Here is a 21,085-nt window from a genome sequence, read left to right as displayed (position 1 = left end):
AGGGATTTTTTTGTTAGGTGTTTTTAGTATTTTCTTCTTAGCTTAAATTCTTCCTGATCATAAAAATCTTCATCATTTCTAATTCGGCCTTTTCGTCTGGACTCGATCTCTGCGTCAGTTAAATATTCCTTTTCTCTAACCCAATTTCCATCGTCATCGTAAGTTCTGGATGGTTTAAAATTAGGATCTGGTTGACCAGAAGTTGCTCGTAGATGAGCTCTTTCTCTTTCCATTCGCTCTTCATCAGTTTCTTCTCGATCGTGATGAACTTCAGATTTGTATTTTAGATTTGCTCTTTCTCTTTCAATGCGATCCTGAGTTGTTTCTTTAGTTGTTTCTTTTTCTGAATATCCTTCATTTGAATACTTTGGTCGGCTTTCCCTTTTTCTTGCGCTGTACTCACTTTCAATATATTCATCATCGTTTAAAGAATCATGTTTTCCTTTAATTTCGTTAGGACGATAATTGGCCTTATAAGAAGATAGAATTTGTTTTTCGTAGTTCCTGGAGATAGGCTCACCGGTTTTATAACGCTTGGTAGCTGCGAACGTGTTATAATCTAAAGAATTGGTGTGCACGTACTTTTCTTCTGGATGAATATCGATCAATCCAATGGGGATAATGATATGATTCTCTCCATCTTTGTTTATAAATTCTTTAAATCCCGAATCGTTATTTGCTGAAAAAGGATCGTGATTTTTATCGATTATCGATTGGTTAACCTGAACATCTACATATACTACTTTCCCCAAGTCTTTGTTAGCAAGTAAATTATCAATTCTTCCAATACTCTTTGCATCACGGTCTCTTACTTCCCAGCCGCGTATATCATGATCGTTTTTGGCGATTTTATAATCGCCAAGTTCATTTAAACTGTATAAATGCTTTTCTTTGGTTTCCATAATTTTTGGTTTAGGTTAGTTTTAAATTTCTAAAATAGGTGAAGTCGTTTTAGAAGTTTCGTGTGTTTCGATTTGGCTAATCTCTTCGAAAGAACTTTCGTCTTCACTATTATCGCTTTGTGCGCTTCCGTAGAAATATAAGAAAGCTAAAACACCCACAACGATGATTACAATGATCCAAGGCCAAATTTGTTTTTTCTTTTCAATTCTTATTTCTGCCATAATTGGTTTTATTGGTTAATTGCTCTATAAAATTATATAGAGCGCTTGCTAAATAGCTTTAAGGAAAAAGTAAACTATTGTTAATTAACGAAGTATATGGAAAGCTTGTAAAAAAGTCATAAAAAAAGCGAAATCGGAACTTCCGATTTCGCTTTATATAAAAAATTAGTCTGTTTTTATCTAAAAGTACCCGATGGAAATACCACTACACTTTCGTGACCATTTTCTCCAACAGCCGAAACACCAAAGAAAAAATTATCGATCACCACTCCATCTAAAGTAAACTCGCTAACATCTTTCACAAAACGAGAATGCTGCCATTGTGGAGCGGTAGTATCACGCCAGTAAATTTTGTAACCAACAGCACCTTCTACAGATTCCCATCTTAGTTTGGTATCTGCTTCTACAATTCCGCCAATTTCAACTTTTTCTGGCGCTGGTGGAGCCCATGCAAGGCTTGCCAGGTTTATAGCATTTACTGAAGTCAGTTTCTTTGCGTAATCAAAATTCACACCTTCGATCACATCGCCATATTCGATTCCGTTTTCAGTTCTAATATCCTGGTGCTGGCGATTATAGTTTTCGTGCGCTTCCATAATACGAACTCCGGCGAAACCAAGATCGTTAAATGGGCGGTGATGACCACCACGGCCAAACCGGTCTAAACGATAGATCATCATAGGATTCATTTCTGGCATATAGGTTTTGGTCGTTTTATGAATGTAGCGCGCTAATTGTCTTGAAATACCGTCAACTTCACCGCCATAGAATCTACGCATGGTACGTTCTCTTTCAGTTTCGGTAGGAGGAACCGGTTCAGAAAATATTCTGAAATCACGATTACTAATCACACCGTCTACGCCTTCAATATTACCGATCATATCGTTATTTAAGATCCCGATGATATCCCAGTTATTCTTTTTAGCATATTCGGCTAAGCCTTTACCGCCAAAAAGTCCCTGTTCTTCACCACTAAGACCAACATAAACAATGCTGTTTTCGAATTTGTAGTTAGATAAAACACGAGCAGCTTCCATAGTACCGGCCATTCCGCTTGCATTATCATTAGCTCCCGGTGCGTCAATTTTAAAATTCATTGTATTGCTAGCTCGAGAATCGATATCACCACTCATAATGATATAGCGATTTGGATACTTTGTTCCCTTCTGAATAGCAACAACATTTACAACCCAGGCATCTTTGGGAATTCTACTGCCATCTTCTTTTTTTACAAAGTCCTTTTGGTAAAAAACATCCATGCAGTTACAATCTGAAGCAATATTGTCGAACTCAGATTTAATCCAACGACGAGCAGCGCCAATTCCGCGTGTATCAGAAACGGTATCGCTAAAAGTATTTCGAGTACCAAAGCTTACCAGCTTTCTTATATCAGCTTCGATACTATCTGCCGATATTGTAGAAATTATGTCATAAATTTTAGGGTCTGTGTCCTGTGCAGAAACAGTTTTGCCGGTAAGTAATGTTATAGACAACATCAAAAGGCTAATAGGTAATTTTTTTAACATAAATAAGGTGGTTTTTGGATTTGTAATTTACGTAAACTTTAAGCCTTCTTGCAAATTAGGATTTCTCAAAATAAAAAAAGCTGCTCTTTTTCCCAGAGCAGCCTCAAATCTTTTATTAGTGAAAATTCTACATTTTTGGTAAAAACACTTTATCTACAACATGTACAACTCCGTTTGATTGGTGAACATCTGCAATTGATACGGTAGAAATATTACCACTTGCATCCTTAATTTTTAGCATATCACCATTCACATTGCAGTAATTTTTTGACCATTTACTGTTTCGAAAGAAGCCATTCCGTTACCTTTTTTAATAGCTTTCATAATTTTAGAAGCGTCATATTTTCCGGCGATCACATGATAAGTTAAAACTCCTTGCAACGACGGTTTATTTTCTGGCTTAAGCAAAGTTTCAACAGTTCCTGCCGGTAAATTTTCAAAAGCATTGTTTGTAGGAGCAAAAACGGTAAAAGGACCATCACTGCTTAAAGTTACTACGAGATCTGCTGCTTTTACGGCTGCAACCAAAGTAGTATGATCTTTAGATTGTGATGCATTTTCTACGATCGTTTTGGATGGATACATTTCAGCGCCACCAACCATTTTAGTTTTTTGCGCACTTAAATTGGCACTAACAAAAAGTACAAATGTGAAGCTGAATAAAAATGTTAATTTTTTCATGATAATAAGTTTTAGTTATATCATATAAACGAAAAGATATTGCCCTTTGGATTTTTAAATTATCATAATAAATGGTTAAAATATGTGTATTTTTAAAATATTGTTGTTTTTAGACGGTATTTATAAAGATTTAAACAAGGTGTAAGTTTAGAAAATATGCATAAAAAAAAGCCCCGAATTAAATTCGGGGCTTTCTTGAGTTCAAAATTATAATCTTTAGCTAGCTTTCATTTCATGAATTTCAGCTTTAGCTTCATTTATTTTTTCTTCAGATTTTGAATTAGAAAAACTTGCCTTTGTTTTAGCTTTAAGAGCATCGATCTTATGACCTACAGAATCTGAAAAATCTGTAACTTTTCCTCTTGCTCCTTTATAATAGTTATCACTGGTATCAGCAATTGCTTTTCTGGTATCTTTACCTTTTTTTGGGGCAAATAATAAACCTGCCGCAACACCTGCTGCAGCTCCAGATAATAATCCTATTAAAATTTTTCCTCCTGATCTCATAGTTTAGTTTTTATCGGTTCGTAAATTATTGTTCAGTAAAATTACTTATTAACAGGCTTATAGCCATATATACCGAGTTAATCTTGATATAAACTTTATTAGAATTTGTCAATAATTTTAACAATTAGAGGTTTAAAGTAGCTCTAAGGCACTTGATCATTCCTAATTTTCGTTCGTTTAATAAGACTTAGATCAATCCAAAAATGATTTTAATATTTCACGAACTCTTTTGGTATCGTTCACGTAATAATTTGCACTTGTTTTTTTTATGCCCACTTTTACGGTATATGATTTTCTAGGTAGCTCTTCGAACATATATTCATCTGTCCAGTCGTCCCCAATCGCAAAGATGAAATCGTAATTTTCTCCCACTAATTTTTTAGAGGAAGCTTTTCCTTTGTTTACTCCGCTACTTTTAATTTCTAAAACTTTGTTCCCGGCCAATACACTTAAGCCACGATTAGAAACCAATCCTTTTAAAGTATTAGAAAGTTCGTTCGCTCTAATATCACCAAGTTCTGGATCGGCTTTACGATAATGCCATGCTAGTGAATAGTTTTTTTCTTCTAGAAATGTACCCGGCGTACGATCTACAAAACTTTCGATCACGGGACGAACGGCATCCATCCATTCATTTTTTACATTTTCAGACAACTCCCATTCGCAATTTTTTTGGCGCATCCAGGCGCCGTGTTCAGAAATTAGTTCTATAGATGTTCCTTTCCACCAATCGCCAAGTGTTTCTTTATCGCGACCACTAATAATTACTACATCGGTATTCTCCTGTGAATTAAGCTGAGTAACAAGATCGATAAGCTCCTGGTCTGGGCGAGCATCTTCAGGTTTGTCTACAAAATCAACTAAAGTTCCGTCGTAATCTAGAAACAGAATTCTTTTTTCTGAAGTTTTGTAATCCTCAACTAGTTTTTCTGAAACGGTAGGCGTAATTCTAATGGATTCAAAAGACCTTCGGTTATCTTCCGTATTCTTAAGGGCGCCCATAAAGTCTTTGGCCCATTTTTCTACATTGTATCTTTTTAATCTTTTCTGAAGTGTTTTATTCCGTTCAATCTGTTCCTCTTTGGGCATTTCTATAGCTTGTTTTAAAGTTAAAGCTATTTGCTCAAAGTTATTTGGATTAATAATTAGCGCTTCGTTCATCTCGTGAGCAGCACCTGCCATTTCGCTCAAAATTAAAACTCCGGTATGATCTGTTCTTGTAGCGATATATTCTTTAGCAACCAGATTCATCCCGTCACGAATTGGTGTAAGCAATGCAATATCGCAGGAAGTATACAGGTCAATTAAATTATCAAAAGGCATAGAGCGGTAAAAGTACCAGATTGGTGTCCAACTTACCGTAGAGAATTTACCGTTTATACGTCCAACCAATTCATCGATTTCACGCTTTAATCTTTGATATTGTGGTACATTAGATCGAGAAGGAACTGCCAGCATGACTAATCTTACCTTTTCGATAAATTCAGGATATTTATCTAAGAAGTATTCAAAAGCTCTAATTCTATTGGCGATTCCTTTAGTATAATCTAACCTGTCGATACTAAGAATCAATTTAGCATCTGGTGTAGCTTCGAGGTGAAGGTCCAGTCTGCGTTGTAATTCAGATTGCTCATCCTCGGTTCCTCTAAAATGATTAAGTGCAGCATCTTCAAATTTCTTATAATCTATTCCCATAGGAAAAGAATCTACCTTTACAATTCTTTCTGGTAGGGTAACTTCATTAAAATCAACTTTATGACGCAAAATTCTAGTGACCGAACTTAAAAAGTGTCTTTCATAATCATAGGTATGAAATCCTATAAGATCTGCTCCCAACATCCCTTCTAAAACCGATTCACGCCATGGTAATGTTCTAAAAACTTCATAGGAAGGAAACGGTATATGATTAAAGAAACCAATAATGGCTTCTGGTTCTTCGTCTCTAATTAATTTAGGAACTAATAGCAATTGGTAATCGTGAACCCAAACCCTGTCGCCAGCTTCATAATGTTTAAGAACTTCTTTCGCATATTTGATATTTACCTGCTTGTAAATTTCCCACGACGAATGTTCTGCTTCAGTGAATTCCATAAAGTAATGGAACAGTGGCCAGATCGTACGATTACTAAAGCCATAATAAAAGCCGTCAACTTCTTCTTCTGTTAAGTTTACGGCTATACAGTCTTCAGCTTTTGCTTTTTCCTTTACTTCGTCTTCCAGATGATCTGGAATTTCTTCTTCGGTTAGACCACTCCAACCAATCCAGATACTATCGCCATCTTTATGAAAAGATTTAAGGCCAGTAGCTAAACCACCAACACTTGGGGTGACTCGAAGTTTATCGTCTTCTAAAGCGATTTTCAGGGGTAGACGGTTAGAAATAATAATAGTTTTACTCATAATTATATGCTAATGCTGTTGTTGCCAATTTGAATTTTACTAAATTTCGGGAATTCATTTTAGAATACCATTCTTTTAAAAGAAATTTAAGATATATGGACAATTTAGATTACGGAATAATCGGGAATTGTAAGAGTTGTGCGCTTGTTTCAAAAACGGGATCATTAGATTGGTGCTGTTTACCAGCATTTGATTCGGCTGCTGTTTTTGCCAAAATTCTTGATGAGAAAAAAGGCGGTAGCTTCGAGTTTAAAGTTAGTGAGGATTACAATATCTCGCAAGAATATCTTTGGGAGACCAATATATTATCTACAGAATTCGATAATGGAGAAGATGCTTTTCAGCTTATCGATTTTATGCCTCGATATCCTAGAGATGATGGTTCTTATTATTCTCCACCAGATATTATTCGGTTTTTAAGAGTATTAAAAGGAAAGCCAAAATTTAAGGTAATCTATAATCCAAGATTGGATTTTGCCAGGGAAGAAACCCATAATGAGAATAAGGGAAACTATATAAAAAGTTATACTGTAGAAGGTAAATACGATTCCCTGTTCTTCTATTCTAATTTAGATTTAGATGATATTCTTCAGCAAAGAGAGATCACGTTAACCGGTAATGCGTATTGTTTAGTAGGTTATCACGAAAAATTAATTACACAGTCCTTAGATCGCTCTTATCTAAAATTCCAGAGAACTAAGACTTACTGGATGAACTGGAGTGAGAAAACTACACGTTATTCGCATTACACTAACGAAATTATGCGTAGTGCTTTGGTTTTAAAGTTACTTAGCTATAAAAAATCTGGAGCGGTACTTGCTGCTGCGACCACTTCGTTACCAGAAACCATAGGAGAGGAGCGAAACTGGGATTATCGTTTCTGCTGGATTCGTGATGCTTCGATGGTGATAAAAGTAATGGCAGGGCTTGGACACGTTAAATCTGCACGTGAATTTTTGCAATTTATCATCGATATCATCCCAGATAAAGATGAGAAAATTCAGATTATGTACGGTATCGATGGCCAAAAAGAGCTTACCGAACATATTTTAGATCATTTAAGTGGTTATAAAGATTCTTATCCTGTTAGAACGGGAAATGCCGCTTATATCCAAAAGCAAAATGATATCTACGGAATTTTGATGGAAGTGATCTATCAGCAATTTCTACAATTTGAGACTTCACTAGAAAATAGTGAGGAACTTTGGACGGTAGTTCGTGGTATCGTGATGATTGTTGAAGAAAACTGGCAAAAACCAGATAAAGGAATTTGGGAACTAAGAACTGAAGATCGTCATTTCGTATTCTCCAAGTTGCTTTGTTGGGTAGCGGTAGATCGCGCGATAAAGATTGGTGAAGTTTTACGAATGGGTATAAATGATACACATTGGAAAACCTTAAGAGCTGAAATCTACGACGATATCTATAATAATGGTTGGAACGAAGAAAAACAGGCCTATACGCAATCCTATGGATCTGCAGATCTTGATGCTAGTACTTTACTAATGGAATCATACGGATTTATAGATGCTAAGGATCCACGATTTATAAGCACTGTAAGAGCAACGGAAAAAGAATTGTGTAACGACGGATTAATGTATCGTTATAAAAACAAAGATGATTTTGGATTACCATCTTCCTCTTTTACGATTTGTACATTTTGGCTAATTAACAGTCTATATAAAATTGGCGAAGAAGAAAAATCAAAAGCTTTGTTCGAACAATTACTTTCTTACAGTAATCACTTAGGATTGTTTAGTGAAGATATCGATTTTGAAACTAAAAGATTGCTTGGTAATTTCCCACAAGCATACTCACATTTAGCTTTAATTGAAACCGCTGCAAACTTTAGTAAAGGACATGCTTCAGAAGAAAATGCGTTTAGCGGCTTTTAATTCTGATCTATAATATATTATTCTGAAGAAATTACTTCGGAATCAAAAAAATCCCCAAATCAATATTGGGGATTTTTTTATTATAATTTTTTGGTTCTATTCTTTTTCTGCTGAAGGATCTTTAGGTTTGGGACTAACACTTTCTGAAGGATTTTGATCCTGCTGTGGTAATTCAACTCTTGTTCTTGGTAAACTCTGAGGATAATTTTGGTGAATAAAATCGATCAATTTTTCTCGAATATACACTCTAAGATCCCAGGCCGTTGGCGAATCTTTAGCACTTACCAATATTCTTATTTGTACAGATTTTTCAGTCGCGTCGGTTACCTGCAAAACATTTACCTGCTTATCCCAAAGTGGTGAACCTTCTAAAAGTCGGGTTAATTCAGCTCTAATAGCATCAAAAGAAACATTATAATCAGTATAAAGAAAAACCGTCCCCATGATATCGGCCGATTTTCGCGTCCAGTTCTGGAATGTATTTTCAATAAAATAAGTAGAAGGAACCACTAATCTTCGCTTATCCCAAACCTTAACCACAACATAAGTAAGTGTAATTTCTTCGATCCATCCCCATTCGCCTTCAACAATAACGGCATCCTGCAATCGAATAGGCTGAGTAATGGCAATCTGTATACCCGCAAGTAAAGTTCCAATAGCTTTTTGCGCAGCCAAACCTACAATGATACCAGCAATACCGGCAGAAGTAAGTAAACTAAGACCAACTTCTCTAATACTTTCAAAACTCATTAGTGAAATCCCAATAGCCAGGATTATCAAAATAAAGATGACAATATTTTCAAGAATCGTAAATTGCGTATAAACTTTTCTAGCCTTCAGGTTATTATCAGTATTAAAATCATATTTCTTCAACAGTCGTTCTTTAAAAACTTTCAGGAAAACAATTAAGAACCAGGTAAAACTTATAATAATTCCTATCGTACTGGCATGTTTTACAAGATCGATCAATTCAGCATTAGAAAATACATCTTGAAAAAGACAAACCTTAAGAAATAAGGAAAGAAGAAATATTAAAAGCGGAATGCGAATCCGCCCGGCCAGATTTATGGGCAAAACATTTTTTGGATCCTTTCCTATTTTTTTGATGATAAAAAATGCAATAGCAAAAACTACTACTACAGCAAGGATTCCCCCAATAAGATAAGTGGTATTTAGTGCTTCGTCTGTAAGTACATCTTGGGTCATTTTGGTCGAATTTGATCATAATTTATATAAAATGAATGAATATGCTCTTCTAGTTAAAATTACTTTAACTGAAAAGGTTTTCGTACTGCAAATGCTTCTTTACGAATTATCTTTACTATTATTAGAAGGAAATTCCTGAACTCGTACTCTTGAAGTTGCTAAGTAAGATCCATCTTCCAAACTACTTATATAACTTACAAGTTCCTCGCGCAGCTCACAATGCAGATCCCATGCTTCAACCGCATCTTTAGAACTACAAAGAAACCTAATTTGAATCGATTTTTCTGTTGTATCTACAACCTGAACAACAGGTGGTTTATTTTCATCCCAGCTTTCTTTAGTTTTTAAGATCTCCTCGAATTTTTTCCTAACTTTCTTTACATCGATCCTGTAATCTGCGTATATACTAATTGGTCGTATTTGATGTGCCGAGGTCATCGACCAGTTTTCAAAAGTATTGGATATTACGTATCTTAAAGGAACAACAATACGGCGCCAATCCCAGGTTCTAACCACCATATAGGTAAAACGAATATCTTCTACGTATCCCCAATCGTCATCGATAATTACGGTGTCTCCAATTCTTGCTGGTTTTGTAAGCGCTATTTGGACACCGGCGATAATATTACCCAGCGTACTTTGTGCCGCAATACCAAGAATCACGGTAGCAACACCTGCAGATGCCATCAATGAAATCCCTAATTTTTCTAAAGATCTAAATTGAGACAGAACTACAGAAATTCCAAAAATGATCACGATAAAGGTAACTATTCGCCTTGCTACAGAAATGTAGGTAAGCATTTTCCTGGCTTCAGAGTTTTCTTCTACACTGGTATCACCAATTTTATTTTCAGCAACATAGAGCATAAAATAATCTACCATTCTCATAAAAAACCAGGTAATAGAACCAATTACAACTATTAATAAAATAGCATATAAAGTTGTAGCGAAAGAACCGGCGAATGAGATCAGGTTATTGAGTAAAAGATAAAATGATAGAACACCTATAGCTACACCAGCCGGAGTAGTTAGTTTTCCGGCGATATTTTGCATCCATTGTTTATTCGATTTCATAAGGAATTTTCGTAGGTAAAAAGAAAATAATTTCCCTATATAATAGCAGAGTAGTATAAGAAGTAAGGCTCCTGCAAATTTCCATACCGGCATAGACCATAATTTTATCCTGGCCCAATCTGGCATCATTCGATCTAATTTTCTGGGGCCATAAACCTTATAGAGCTCATCAATATTTTCTACAGTGTTGGGTGAGATTAGCCAAAATGCACCGTAATCTTTGTATTTAACTCTTTGCAGTCTAAAAACATAATCTCTACCATCAAGGTCAACTTCACCAAAAACGATGCTTCTTCTTGGATTTCCGGCTACAGCTTTGTTGGTACTGGTTTGTATATCGATCTGCCCATCAGGCCTATCAGGTAGATCATCCCAGTTTAGTTTCACACGTTGGTTAATTACAAAATATAGTTTTTCGGCCAGTAAAGCAGCATCTTTATGAGATAGGTCAGATGGTAAAAGATTCAAATTTAGGGCATAAGCGGCATTAATATAATCGTTTTCTCGAGCGCTTATTACAAAATGTTCTAATGTTGCCTGCGGAGTCTGAAAGTTGACATTATTTGGAGGTAAACCTATACTTTCATTCAGTCTGTTAATAATATAATATGCCTCGTTATATTCATCTATAGCGTTAGGCCTGAATTTACCTTTATTTTTTGTTATAGGTTCTTTTGAAGGAAGTTGAGTGTTTTGACTACTATCGGTGCTATCTGAGGGATCTTGAGCAACTGAAATATTACACAAAAATACAGAGAGAAGGAGGCTGAATAAGTATTTGTAAGGCATAATTCCAATGTACTCTGTTTTAGTAATATAAATTATTAGTAAAGCGTTAAGAACACTAAAAAAACTGTGAATTTTTGTCGATTTTAGTTAAATACAACCTAATTTTTATTTTTCTAAATCGAAACTAATTCAAAATTTAAATTCCAAAATACTTATCTTCATTTAAATTTTAAAAATGAAAAAGCTATCGATATTCCAATTTTCAATCTTTTTTCTGATTTTATCAGGTGTCTACGGTCAAAACCTATCCCCGATTGAAGATGGCGCCAAACCACAATTAATTTCAGATAAATTTGAGTTTACTGAAGGCCCCGCTTCAAATAAAATGGGAAACATTTACTTTACAGATCAGCCAAACAATCGAATCTTAAAATGGAATGCTGAAACAGACTCAATTTCTCTGTTTATGGAAGATGCAGGACGTTCTAATGGATTGTTTTTTGACGATAATGAGAATCTTTGGGCTTGTGCCGACGAAAATTTTGAGTTGTGGAAGATTAGTCCAAATAAAAAAGTGGAGGTGATTTTAGATAATTTCAGCAATAAAAATTTTAATGGCCCAAACGATCTTTGGATCGATGATAAAGGCGGAATCTATTTTACCGATCCTTATTATCAAAGGGATTATTGGCAGCGGACTTCAGCTGATATGAATGAAAGAAGAGTGTATTATCTCTCTCCAGATCATAAAACGGTAAAAATCGCTGCGGAAAACTTTGTACTTCCAAACGGAATTATAGGTTCAGCTAAGGACAAAATTCTTTATGTAGCCGATCGTTCAAAAAACAAGACTTTTAAGTTTAAAATTGAAGAAAATGGAGAATTAAGTGAGCGTGAACTTTTTGCTGAAATGGGTTCAGACGGAATGACTACAGATAATGAAGGAAATGTATATCTAACGGGAGACGGAGTGACGATTTTTGATAAAGATGGCAACAAGATAGATCATATTAAAATCGATAAAAAATGGACGGCAAATGTCACGTTTGGAGGGAAAGATCAGGATATTTTATTCATTACTGCTTCAGATGCAGTATACAAACTAAAAATGAAAACCCACGGAATGCGTTGGTTTAGAAAATAAAAAAGAGGCCACCTGCTTAAAAGTGGCCTCCAACTTAACATAAACCATTAAAATACTTAAAAACAGTACTTATTTTCAGCGATTAATTTATCGGCAATTTGGGTTCTTAATTTTACAATATTCGGGAAGTTGTCGTATTTCGTAAAACGCTTTAATCCCATTAACATCATTCTTAATTCATCACCTTCAGCGAAAGAAATAATTCCTTCTTTAGCTTTTGCATTAATCGTTTCAACGGCATTGTAAAGATAAAGTTGCGACATTGCGATCTGCTCTTTCTGCGAATCTTCACCAAAACGTTTCGCATTCTTTTCAGTTCTTAAAATAGCCGATTCTGCCATATAAACTTCGATTAGAATATCTGAAGCAGCTAATAATAATTGCTGATGTTCTTCTAGTTGAGGTCCGAATTTCTGAACAGCGCTACCGGCAACCATCAAAAATACTTTTTTCAGCTTTTTAATCATTTCCTTTTCTTCAGCAAACAATTCAGAATAATCCGGTTTATCGAAAGATGGAATACTGGTTAACTCGTTGGCTACAGATTGTGCAGGCCCTAAAAGATCTACGTGACCTTTCATCGCTTTCTTCACAAGCATTCCTACAGAGAGCATTCTGTTAATTTCGTTGGTTCCTTCGTAAATTCTGGAAATACGAGCGTCTCTCCAAGCCGCTTCCATTGGCGTATCGGCAGAGAATCCCATTCCGCCAAACACCTGAATTCCTTCATCAGAGCAATTCTGAATATCTTCTGAACAGGCAACTTTCAAAATAGAACATTCTATCGCATATTCTTCAACACCTTTTAATTCGGCTTCAGAGTGAGAATTTCCACTCTCTAAGCGAATATTAATTCGGTCTTCGATATTTTTAGCTGCACGGTATGAAGCAGATTCACCAACATAAGCTGAAGTTGCCATCTCTGCTAATTTCTGTTTGATCGCGCCAAATTGCGCAATTGGCGTTTTAAACTGAACTCTTTCATTAGCATACTGAACCGCATTTGCAGTTACGCGACGTTGAGCATCTAAACAGGCAGCTGCTAACTTAATTCGGCCTACGTTTAAGGCATTCATCGCAATTTTGAAACCTTCGCCACGACCAGCCAGCATATTTTCTACCGGAACTTTAGTATCGTTAAAGAAAACCTGGCGGGTAGAAGAGGAGTGGATTCCTAATTTCTTTTCTTCTTCCCCGAAAGAAATTCCGTTTTCTTTATCGTTTTCTACGATAAATCCGGTGATATTCTTATCATCTTCAATTCGAGCAAAAACGATGAAAACATTGGCAAAACCAGCGTTAGAGATCCACATTTTTTGTCCGCTAATGCTGTAGTGTTTTCCGTCTTCAGAAAGCACGGCTTTGGTTTTTCCTGAATTTGCATCACTACCTGCGCCCGGTTCAGTTAAACAATACGCACCAAACCATTCTCCGGTAGCTAATTTAGGCACGTATTTTTTCTTTTGCTCTTCGGTTCCGTAAAGGGTAATCGGCATCGTTCCAATTCCGGTATGCGCTCCAAAAGCAGTCGCAATCGATCCGGTAGCCCCAGAAATATAATCACAAACCAGCATTGTAGATACAAATCCCATTCCTAGTCCGTCATATTCTTCGGGTACGGCAACACCAAGAAAACCAAGTTCCCCGGCTTTTTGCATTATTTCTTCGGTAAGCGCGTAATCTTTTTTCTCGAATCTTTCTTTATGCGGAATGATCTCACGATCTACAAATTCCTGCACAGAATCACGCATCATCTTTTGCTCCTCGTTAAAATCTTCAGGAGTAAAAATGTCTTCGCAGTTGGTTTCTTTCACTAAGAATTGACCACCGCGTAATATTTCTTTATCTGTTTTAGCTTCCATTTTATTATTTTGAATTTTGAAAAGACTCAGAGTTTAGAATTAAGATTCAAGACTCAAGAGTCAGGATTATTTTAGATTATCTATAAATTTTGAAATCATTCTTTGTAATAGCTGAATTTTATTCTCTAAATCTTAGAGTTCAATTGTCTTAAGTCTATTCTCTATGTTCTCTGATCTATCTTCTAATTTAGAAATTCATAAACCCCCGCAGCGCCTTGCCCGGTTCCTACGCACATTGTTACCATTGCATATTTGTTGTTCAGGTTGCGTTTACGCATTTCATCAAAGACCTGCACCGATAGTTTGGCACCGGTACAACCAAGTGGATGTCCCATTGAAATGGCGCCACCGTTTACATTTACCAGATCCTGATTCAATCCTAATTCGCGAATCACGGCTAATGACTGTGAAGCGAAAGCTTCGTTTAGTTCGATTAATGAAATATCATCTTGTTTTAGTCCGGCTTGCTTGATGGCTTTCGGAATAGCTTTTACCGGACCGATTCCCATTATTCTTGGTTCGACACCAACGGCGGTATAACTTACCATTCTGGCAATGGGTTCAATATTTAATTCTTTCACCATTTCTTCGCTCATCACCATTACAAAAGCTGCACCATCACTCATTTGTGAAGAGTTACCGGCAGTTACGCTTCCGCCTTCAGCAAAAACAGGGCGGAGTTTATTTAGCACCGCTTCAGAAGTATCTTTACGCGGACCTTCATCTTTATTTACCGTATAGCTTTTGGTTTTCTTTTTCCCGTCAGCATCCACATAAGTTTGGTCGATCGTGATCGGGACGATTTGATCTTGAAAACGATCTTCCGCCTGTGCTTTTATCGCTTTTTGATGCGAGTTGTAAGCAAATTCATCCTGATCTTCACGAGAAACTTTATACTGATTGGCAACCGCTTCCGCAGTTAACCCCATTCCCCAGTAATAATCCTCGTGACCTTCTTTCGCCAATTTATAGTCTGGCACCGGTTTATAACCACCCATCGGGATGTAGCTCATACTTTCAGCTCCACCTGCGATAATACAATCGGCCATTCCACTTTGGATTTTTGCTGAAGCAATAGCAATAGTTTCCAATCCTGAAGCGCAATAGCGATTCACCGTCATTCCCGGTACGTCTTCAGTTTTTAATCCCATTAAAGAAATTAAACGCCCAACATTCAAGCCTTGCTCAGCTTCAGGCATTGCATTCCCAACGATCACATCGTCGATACGCGTTTTATCGAATTCCGGAAGTTTATCCATCATATATTCGATGGTTTCCGCTGCCAGTTCATCTGGTCTTTTAAATCTGAACACACCTCGAGGCGCTTTCCCCACGGCGGTTCTATATGCTTTTACTATATATGCAGTCTTGCTCATTTGTTTTATTTTAGAATTTTAGAAGTGTATAATGTAATTCGTAAAATGTATACTGATACTCTCGTTCATTTCTATAATGTTGATTGTAATTTGATAATCATATTCTGGATATGCTGAATTTCACTTTCAAAATTTCCAAAATCATTTGCACTAAGAAAATTTAGATTTTTGGCAATTATCAGTTGGGTTTCAAGTTCAAATGCAGATCCAAGAGCTATTCCCAAAAAATTAGCAAAATCTTTATTGGTCTTTCTTCCGCATCCTTCTGCAATGTTGGAAGGTATCGATACGGCAGATCTTCTCATTTGAGAAGTTAATCCATAAAGCTCTTCTTTTGGAAAATTTTGACTCTTAGTATACGTATCGGTAACTAGATTAATTGCTTTTTGCCAAACTTTTAATTCTTTGAAATAATTCATCACTTTTCAAATTTCAGGCTACGATTTACATTTTACAGTATACGGTTTACAATCAATCTACACTTAATTCCTAAGCGGTTTCCCCTTCTGTAACATATGCTGAAGACGTTCTAAGGTTTTTCGTTCTCCGCAAAGGCTTAAGAAAGCTTCACGTTCCAGGTCTAATAAGTATTGCTCGCTAACGTAAGAAGCTTCAGAAAGATCTCCACCGGCCATTACGTAAGCCAATTTATTGGCGATTTTCTTATCGTGATCACTAATGTATTTTCCGGCATTCATCTGGTCGGTTCCTACATAAAAAGCACCTAAAGCTTGTTTACCAAGGACTTTAATGTCTTTTCGCATAATTGGTTTCGTATACCCATTATCAGCCATTAACATCGCGTGTTTTTTGGCGATTGCTAATTGGTTGTCACGATTCACCACCACAATATCTTTTCCTTTTTGAAGAATATTGGTATCGTAAGCTTCGTACGCAGAAGTAGATACTTTTGCCATTCCTATCGTTAGGAAGTTTTCACGTAAACGATTCAATTCTACATCATCTTTTTGGTAGGTATCAGCGGCTCTTAAAGTCAATTCTTTAGAACCACCACCGCCGGGAATTACTCCAACGCCAAATTCGACTAAACCAATATAAGTTTCAGCGTGAGCCACCACTTTATCGGCGTGAAGTGAAAGTTCGCAACCACCACCAAGCGCCATATTATGCGGCGCAGCAACCGTTGGAATAGAGGAGTAGCGCATACGCATCATCGTATCCTGAAAATATTTGATCGCCATATTCAGCTCGTCGTATTCCTGCTCTACCGCCATCATAAAGATCATCCCGATATTGGCGCCTACAGAGAAGTTTTTTCCGTCGTTGGACACTACGAGTCCGCGGTATTCTTTTTCAGCAAGATCAATCGCTTTATTAATTCCGTCGAGAACATCACCACCAATTGAATTCATCTTACTGCGGAATTCCAGATTCAATATACCATCGCCCAAATCTTCAACTACAACTCCGCTATTTTGGAATACAGCCTTAGATTCGCGAATATTGTCTAAAATGATATAAGAATCCTGTCCCGGAACTTTTACGTGTTTCTTTTCTGGAATTTCATAATAATACGTATTTCCTTCTTTTACTGAATAAAATGAAGTGATACCGGCATCTACCATTTCTGAAACCCAAGCTGCTGGCTCGTAACCTTCAGCTTTCATCATTTCGATTCCTTTTTCTACACCAATGGCATCCCAAACCTGAAAAGGTCCGTGTTCCCATCCAAAACCGGCTTGCATCGCATCGTCGATCTTGTAAAGTTCATCGGTGATTTCCGGAATTCTGTTTGACACATAAGCGAAAAGTGCTGAGAAGTTTTTGCGATAAAATTTACCGGCTTTACCTTCATCTTTAATAAGCACTTTATAACGATCGCTAAGTTTATCGATAGTTTTGGTTTGTTCTAAAACTCCGAATTTCGCGCTTTTACGATCACGGAATTCCATTTTATCAAGATCTAAAGATTTGATCTCGCTGGAACCATCGTCCTTTTTTACTTTTTTATAAAATCCGGTATTATTGGTTTTGCTTCCCAACCATTTATTATCCATCATTGTTTGGATAAAATCTGGAAGTCTAAAAAGCTCGTGAGCCTCATCATCGGGAACGTTTTCGTACAAACCGTTAGCAACGTGCACCAAGGTATCTAAACCAACCACATCTACGGTACGGAAAGTAGCCGATTTTTGACGACCAATTACCGGACCGGTAAGTTTATCGACTTCTTCAATTGTCATATCCATATCTTTCACCATATGGAACAAACTCATTATACTGAAGATCCCAACGCGGTTTCCGATAAAAGCCGGCGTATCTTTCGCGATAACCGATTTTTTACCCAGGAATTTTTTTCCGTAGTCATTCAGGAAATTCAACACTTCATCTGAAGTATCTGGTCCTGGAATAATTTCGAATAGGCGTAAATATCTTGGCGGATTGAAAAAGTGCGTTCCGCAGAAATGCTTCTGGAAATCTTCACTTCTACCTTCGTTCATAAATTTGATAGGAATCCCGGAAGTATTCGAAGTAATTAATGTTCCCGGTTTTCTATGTTTTTCAAGTTTTTCGAAAACCTGTTTTTTAATATCAAGTCGTTCTACTACCACTTCGATGATCCAATCTGCTTCAGAAACTTTAGCGATATCATCTTCTAAGTTTCCGGTGGTTATGCGATTGGCAAAATCTTTATGGTAAATAGGAGAGGGCTTCGATTTTAAAGAGTTTTGCAATGAATCGTTAACGACACGATTGCGCACTTCTTTATCTTCTAAAGTAAGCCCCTTTTTTTGTTCTTTTTCATTGAGTTCTCGCGGAACGATATCGAGCAGTAACACCTCGACGCCAATATTGGCGAAGTGGCAGGCAATACCGCTACCCATAATCCCTGAACCTACAACAGCAACTTTATTGATTGTTCGCTTCATTATTTTAGGTCTGGTTTTAGAATTGCTACAATGCACTGTAGCATTGAAGCCTGATTATTCATTATTTAAATCTATTTCTTGTTTATATATTTTCTTATTCGCTATAAGTTCTGTAATGGTATTGGCAACCTCTATAAAAGTTTTTAGATCCTCTTCACTTACATTTTCTTTAACGGCATCATCAAACCTTAGAACAACACCTTTAGAGAAATTGCGCAATTCCAGTCCAAATTTTGTGAGGTAAATAAGCACACTGCGACCATCTTCAGGATTTCTTTTTCGAACGATGAGACCTTTATCTTCCATTGTCCTTAAAATTCTGCTCAAACTGGTCGCTTCCATACCCATTTTTGGGCCTAATGAAGTCGAAGGGGTTCCTTTTTCAGGATCTATACTTAAAAGAGCAAAACCTGTAGCCATTGTACTGCCAGCTTTACCAGCTTCTTCGTTGTACATTTTAGAAACAGCCATCCAGGTAGCTCTTAAAACATGATCTATTGTCTTTTCTTTCATATTTAACCCTTTTGGTAGGGAATTTCGATTAAGAAATCACTTTTGAAGCTTTTTTACATGAAAAGCAAGCCTTCCAAATGTAATAAAATTATACTATGCATGCATAATAAATAAACGTAAAATTTGTTAATTTTATATTATTAGCTGTATATTTTTTCGACAAAACGAAAAACTCCCCGGAAATGGGGAGTTTTGTGCAATAAAATGAATCTAGTTTCGAATTATTTTCGATCGTAGATCAAATTGTATAATTCTATGTATCGTTCTTTTACATTTCTTCTTTTTACTTTCATGGTAGGAGTTAAGTGGCCGTCTTCAACCGTCCAAGCTTCAGGTGTCAATCTAAATGTTTTAATCTGTTCCCAGTTACCAAATTTTTTATTATAAAAATCAATGTCTTGTTGAATTCGATCATGAACCAATTGATTATTCGCAATCTCTTTTTCAGAATTATCACCAAGATCGATATTCTTGCGTGAAGCCCATTCTTTTACGAACTCAAAATTTGGTTGAATTAACGCAGCCGGCATTTTTTCTCCTTCACCAACAACCATGATCTGCTCAATAAATTGAGATTGCTTCATAGTATTTTCTAAAATCTGCGGAGCCACGTACTTACCACCAGAAGTCTTAAACATTTCTTTTTTCCTATCGGTGATCTTCAAGAAACCATCTGCATCGATCTCACCAATATCTCCTGTATGAAAATAATGATCTTCTGTAATCGCTAATTTCGTCTTTTCTTCATCTTTATAATAGCCCATCATAATATTAGGACCTTTGGCTAAGATCTCACCATCTTCTGCAATTTTAACTTCACAGTTTTTAATAGGTTTTCCTACCGTTCCTATTCTAAAATTATGATCACGTTCATCATTCACCGCGATCACCGGCGAAGTTTCTGTTAGTCCGTATCCTTCCATCACAGGGATTCCGGCTGCAGCAAAAACTCTGGCAAGTCGGGGTTGTAAAGCAGCGCTACCAGAAACAATTAATTCTATATTTCCACCTAATCCTTCTTTCCATTTAGAAAAAACGATCTTTCGGGCTAAACCTAGTTTAAATTCATACCATGAGCCATTAGCTCCGTATGGCTCATATTGATGTCCTAATCCTAAAGACCAATTAAATAATGCCGTTTTAACACCACCGGCAGAAGATCCTTTAGCTACGATCTTATCGTAAACCTTTTCAAGTAATCTTGGTACCGCTGTAATCACATTTGGTTTAACCTCTTTTAGGTTTTCACTTAGCATATCGATAGATTCAGCAAAATAGATCGATACCGCATAATATTGGTATAAATAGAGGATCATTCGTTCAAAAACATGGCAAATAGGTAAAAAGCTAAGAGCCGTATAGGTTCCAAAATCGAAAGGAACACGAGGAGCACTTCCCATAACATTACTCACAATATTTTCGTGAGAAAGCATAACGCCTTTAGGTTTACCGGTGGTGCCCGAAGTATAAATTAAAGTCGCCAGATCTTTAGAAGTCACGGCATCCATACGCTGCTGCACTTCGTCTTGATTGCTAAGATCTTCACCAAGCTCTAAAACTTCTTTCCAGTTCTTACAACCTTCAATATCATCAAAGCTATACACTTCTTTAAGCTGTGTATTTTCTTTAATCGCATTTACTTTATCCAGTACCTCTTTGTCTGAAACAAAACAGTAGATCGATTCGCTATGATTTATAACGTATTCGTATTCTTGTTCGGAAATAGTTGGATATACAGGAACATTTTGAGCCCCAGTTTGTAAAACTCCAATATCGAGTATATTCCACTCGTTTCTATTGTTTGAAGAAATAACAGCGATCTTATCATTTGGCTGAATTCCTAATCTTAAAAGACCTCGACTAATTTTGTTGGCCTGATCTAAATATTCGTTTGTAGATAATTTTTCCCATTCGCCATTTTTCTTAGTAGCAAGGGAAGTTTGCAGCGGAAAGTTTTTCTGCTGATAATATGGAAAATCAAAAAGACGTTTTATCTCGTTCATCTATCTAAACATTAGCATACCTTGCAAAATAGCAAAATAGCGGAGTAATTCAAATGAAATTAATAAAAAAGAAACTAAAAATAAGGTTTAAATTATAGAATTTTTAATTTCAGTTAAATTTCTATAGTGTTCAACGACAATTTATATTAATAAA

At 36.4% G+C, this 21,085-nt stretch carries 15 protein-coding genes and 1 pseudogene; 2 read left to right on the top strand and 14 right to left on the bottom strand.

Features of this window, described 5'->3' with window-relative positions:
• Positions 1-23: 23 nt before the first annotated feature.
• From INR75_RS15940 to INR75_RS15915, 6 genes and pseudogenes are all read right to left on the bottom strand, one after another.
• A complete protein-coding gene (locus INR75_RS15940) occupies positions 24-902 on the bottom strand; it encodes a PRC-barrel domain-containing protein (protein ID WP_223089566.1) in 879 nt (292 codons plus the stop codon).
• A 21-nt stretch (positions 903-923) separates the two neighbouring features.
• Complete coding sequence (locus tag INR75_RS15935; RefSeq protein WP_223089565.1) at positions 924-1,124, bottom strand: hypothetical protein; 201 nt, start codon at positions 1,122-1,124, stop codon at positions 924-926.
• Positions 1,125-1,300: 176 nt separating this feature from the next.
• Positions 1,301-2,650 (bottom strand): M28 family metallopeptidase, encoded by a 1,350-nt coding sequence (locus INR75_RS15930; RefSeq protein WP_223089564.1) that lies wholly within the window; start codon positions 2,648-2,650, stop codon positions 1,301-1,303.
• Positions 2,651-2,777: 127 nt separating this feature from the next.
• Positions 2,778-3,331 (bottom strand): annotated as a pseudogene (locus tag INR75_RS15925) (fasciclin domain-containing protein).
• 216 nt (positions 3,332-3,547) lie between these two features.
• A complete protein-coding gene (locus INR75_RS15920) occupies positions 3,548-3,838 on the bottom strand; it encodes a YtxH domain-containing protein (protein WP_092541304.1) in 291 nt (96 codons plus the stop codon).
• 192 nt (positions 3,839-4,030) lie between these two features.
• Positions 4,031-6,238: a bifunctional alpha,alpha-trehalose-phosphate synthase (UDP-forming)/trehalose-phosphatase gene (locus INR75_RS15915; RefSeq protein WP_223089563.1), complete on the bottom strand. Its 2,208-nt coding sequence runs from the start codon at positions 6,236-6,238 to the stop codon at positions 4,031-4,033.
• A gap of 95 nt (positions 6,239-6,333) precedes the next feature.
• Here INR75_RS15915 and INR75_RS15910 point away from each other — a divergent pair, with 95 nt between their 5' ends.
• Positions 6,334-8,133, top strand: a complete 1,800-nt coding sequence (locus tag INR75_RS15910; protein WP_092541299.1) for a glycoside hydrolase family 15 protein — start codon at positions 6,334-6,336, stop codon at positions 8,131-8,133.
• A 96-nt stretch (positions 8,134-8,229) separates the two neighbouring features.
• Here the strand turns inward: INR75_RS15910 and INR75_RS15905 are convergent, their stop codons facing one another.
• A complete protein-coding gene (locus INR75_RS15905; RefSeq protein ID WP_223089562.1) occupies positions 8,230-9,339 on the bottom strand; it encodes a mechanosensitive ion channel family protein in 1,110 nt (369 codons plus the stop codon).
• Between the two features lie 99 nt (positions 9,340-9,438).
• A complete protein-coding gene (locus INR75_RS15900; RefSeq protein WP_255584572.1) occupies positions 9,439-11,160 on the bottom strand; it encodes a mechanosensitive ion channel family protein in 1,722 nt (573 codons plus the stop codon).
• 217 nt (positions 11,161-11,377) lie between these two features.
• Between INR75_RS15900 and INR75_RS15895 the strand changes: the two genes are divergently transcribed.
• Positions 11,378-12,286 carry an SMP-30/gluconolactonase/LRE family protein gene (locus INR75_RS15895; RefSeq protein WP_223089561.1) on the top strand — a complete coding sequence of 303 codons (909 nt, stop codon included), beginning with the start codon at positions 11,378-11,380 and terminating at the stop codon, positions 12,284-12,286.
• Positions 12,287-12,342: 56 nt separating this feature from the next.
• Here the strand turns inward: INR75_RS15895 and INR75_RS15890 are convergent, their stop codons facing one another.
• The 6 genes from INR75_RS15890 to INR75_RS15865 form a co-directional block, all read right to left on the bottom strand.
• On the bottom strand, positions 12,343-14,148 hold the full coding sequence (locus tag INR75_RS15890; protein WP_223089560.1) for an acyl-CoA dehydrogenase family protein: 1,806 nt from the start codon (positions 14,146-14,148) through the stop codon (positions 12,343-12,345).
• 182 nt (positions 14,149-14,330) lie between these two features.
• The gene (locus INR75_RS15885; protein ID WP_223089559.1) at positions 14,331-15,524 is read right to left on the bottom strand and encodes an acetyl-CoA C-acyltransferase; all 1,194 of its coding nucleotides are present in this window, start codon (positions 15,522-15,524) and stop codon (positions 14,331-14,333) included.
• A 71-nt stretch (positions 15,525-15,595) separates the two neighbouring features.
• Positions 15,596-15,943, bottom strand: a complete 348-nt coding sequence (locus INR75_RS15880) for a four helix bundle protein (RefSeq protein ID WP_223089558.1) — start codon at positions 15,941-15,943, stop codon at positions 15,596-15,598.
• Positions 15,944-16,006: 63 nt separating this feature from the next.
• A complete protein-coding gene (locus tag INR75_RS15875) occupies positions 16,007-18,415 on the bottom strand; it encodes a 3-hydroxyacyl-CoA dehydrogenase/enoyl-CoA hydratase family protein (protein ID WP_223089557.1) in 2,409 nt (802 codons plus the stop codon).
• Between the two features lie 54 nt (positions 18,416-18,469).
• Positions 18,470-18,928, bottom strand: coding sequence for a MarR family winged helix-turn-helix transcriptional regulator (locus tag INR75_RS15870; protein WP_223089556.1), 459 nt, complete (start codon positions 18,926-18,928; stop codon positions 18,470-18,472).
• Between the two features lie 221 nt (positions 18,929-19,149).
• Positions 19,150-20,931: a long-chain fatty acid--CoA ligase gene (locus tag INR75_RS15865; protein WP_223089555.1), complete on the bottom strand. Its 1,782-nt coding sequence runs from the start codon at positions 20,929-20,931 to the stop codon at positions 19,150-19,152.
• Positions 20,932-21,085 lie beyond the last annotated feature (154 nt).

Source organism: Zunongwangia sp. SCSIO 43204 (assembly GCF_019904275.1).
GTDB classification, from domain to species: Bacteria; Bacteroidota; Bacteroidia; order Flavobacteriales; family Flavobacteriaceae; genus Zunongwangia; species Zunongwangia mangrovi.
Note: the sequence above shows the minus strand (reverse complement) of the source record. Positions and strands in the feature narration are given on the sequence as shown.

Bases quoted from the DNA above. Each gene is read 5' to 3' on its own strand.
- INR75_RS15940 (WP_223089566.1), bottom strand. From the start codon at position 902: ATGGAAACCAAAGAAAAGCATTTATACAGTTTAAATGAACTTGGCGAT.
- INR75_RS15865 (WP_223089555.1), bottom strand. From the start codon at position 20,931: ATGAACGAGATAAAACGTCTTTTTGATTTTCCATATTATCAGCAGAAA.
- INR75_RS15935 (WP_223089565.1), bottom strand. From the start codon at position 1,124: ATGGCAGAAATAAGAATTGAAAAGAAAAAACAAATTTGGCCTTGGATC.
- INR75_RS15875 (WP_223089557.1), bottom strand. From the start codon at position 18,415: ATGAAGCGAACAATCAATAAAGTTGCTGTTGTAGGTTCAGGGATTATG.
- INR75_RS15910 (WP_092541299.1), top strand. From the start codon at position 6,334: ATGGACAATTTAGATTACGGAATAATCGGGAATTGTAAGAGTTGTGCG.
- INR75_RS15930 (WP_223089564.1), bottom strand. From the start codon at position 2,650: ATGTTAAAAAAATTACCTATTAGCCTTTTGATGTTGTCTATAACATTA.
- INR75_RS15870 (WP_223089556.1), bottom strand. From the start codon at position 18,928: ATGAAAGAAAAGACAATAGATCATGTTTTAAGAGCTACCTGGATGGCT.
- INR75_RS15895 (WP_223089561.1), top strand. From the start codon at position 11,378: ATGAAAAAGCTATCGATATTCCAATTTTCAATCTTTTTTCTGATTTTA.
- INR75_RS15915 (WP_223089563.1), bottom strand. From the start codon at position 6,238: ATGAGTAAAACTATTATTATTTCTAACCGTCTACCCCTGAAAATCGCT.
- INR75_RS15920 (WP_092541304.1), bottom strand. From the start codon at position 3,838: ATGAGATCAGGAGGAAAAATTTTAATAGGATTATTATCTGGAGCTGCA.
- INR75_RS15905 (WP_223089562.1), bottom strand. From the start codon at position 9,339: ATGACCCAAGATGTACTTACAGACGAAGCACTAAATACCACTTATCTT.
- INR75_RS15885 (WP_223089559.1), bottom strand. From the start codon at position 15,524: ATGAGCAAGACTGCATATATAGTAAAAGCATATAGAACCGCCGTGGGG.
- INR75_RS15890 (WP_223089560.1), bottom strand. From the start codon at position 14,148: ATGGAAGCTAAAACAGATAAAGAAATATTACGCGGTGGTCAATTCTTA.
- INR75_RS15880 (WP_223089558.1), bottom strand. From the start codon at position 15,943: ATGAATTATTTCAAAGAATTAAAAGTTTGGCAAAAAGCAATTAATCTA.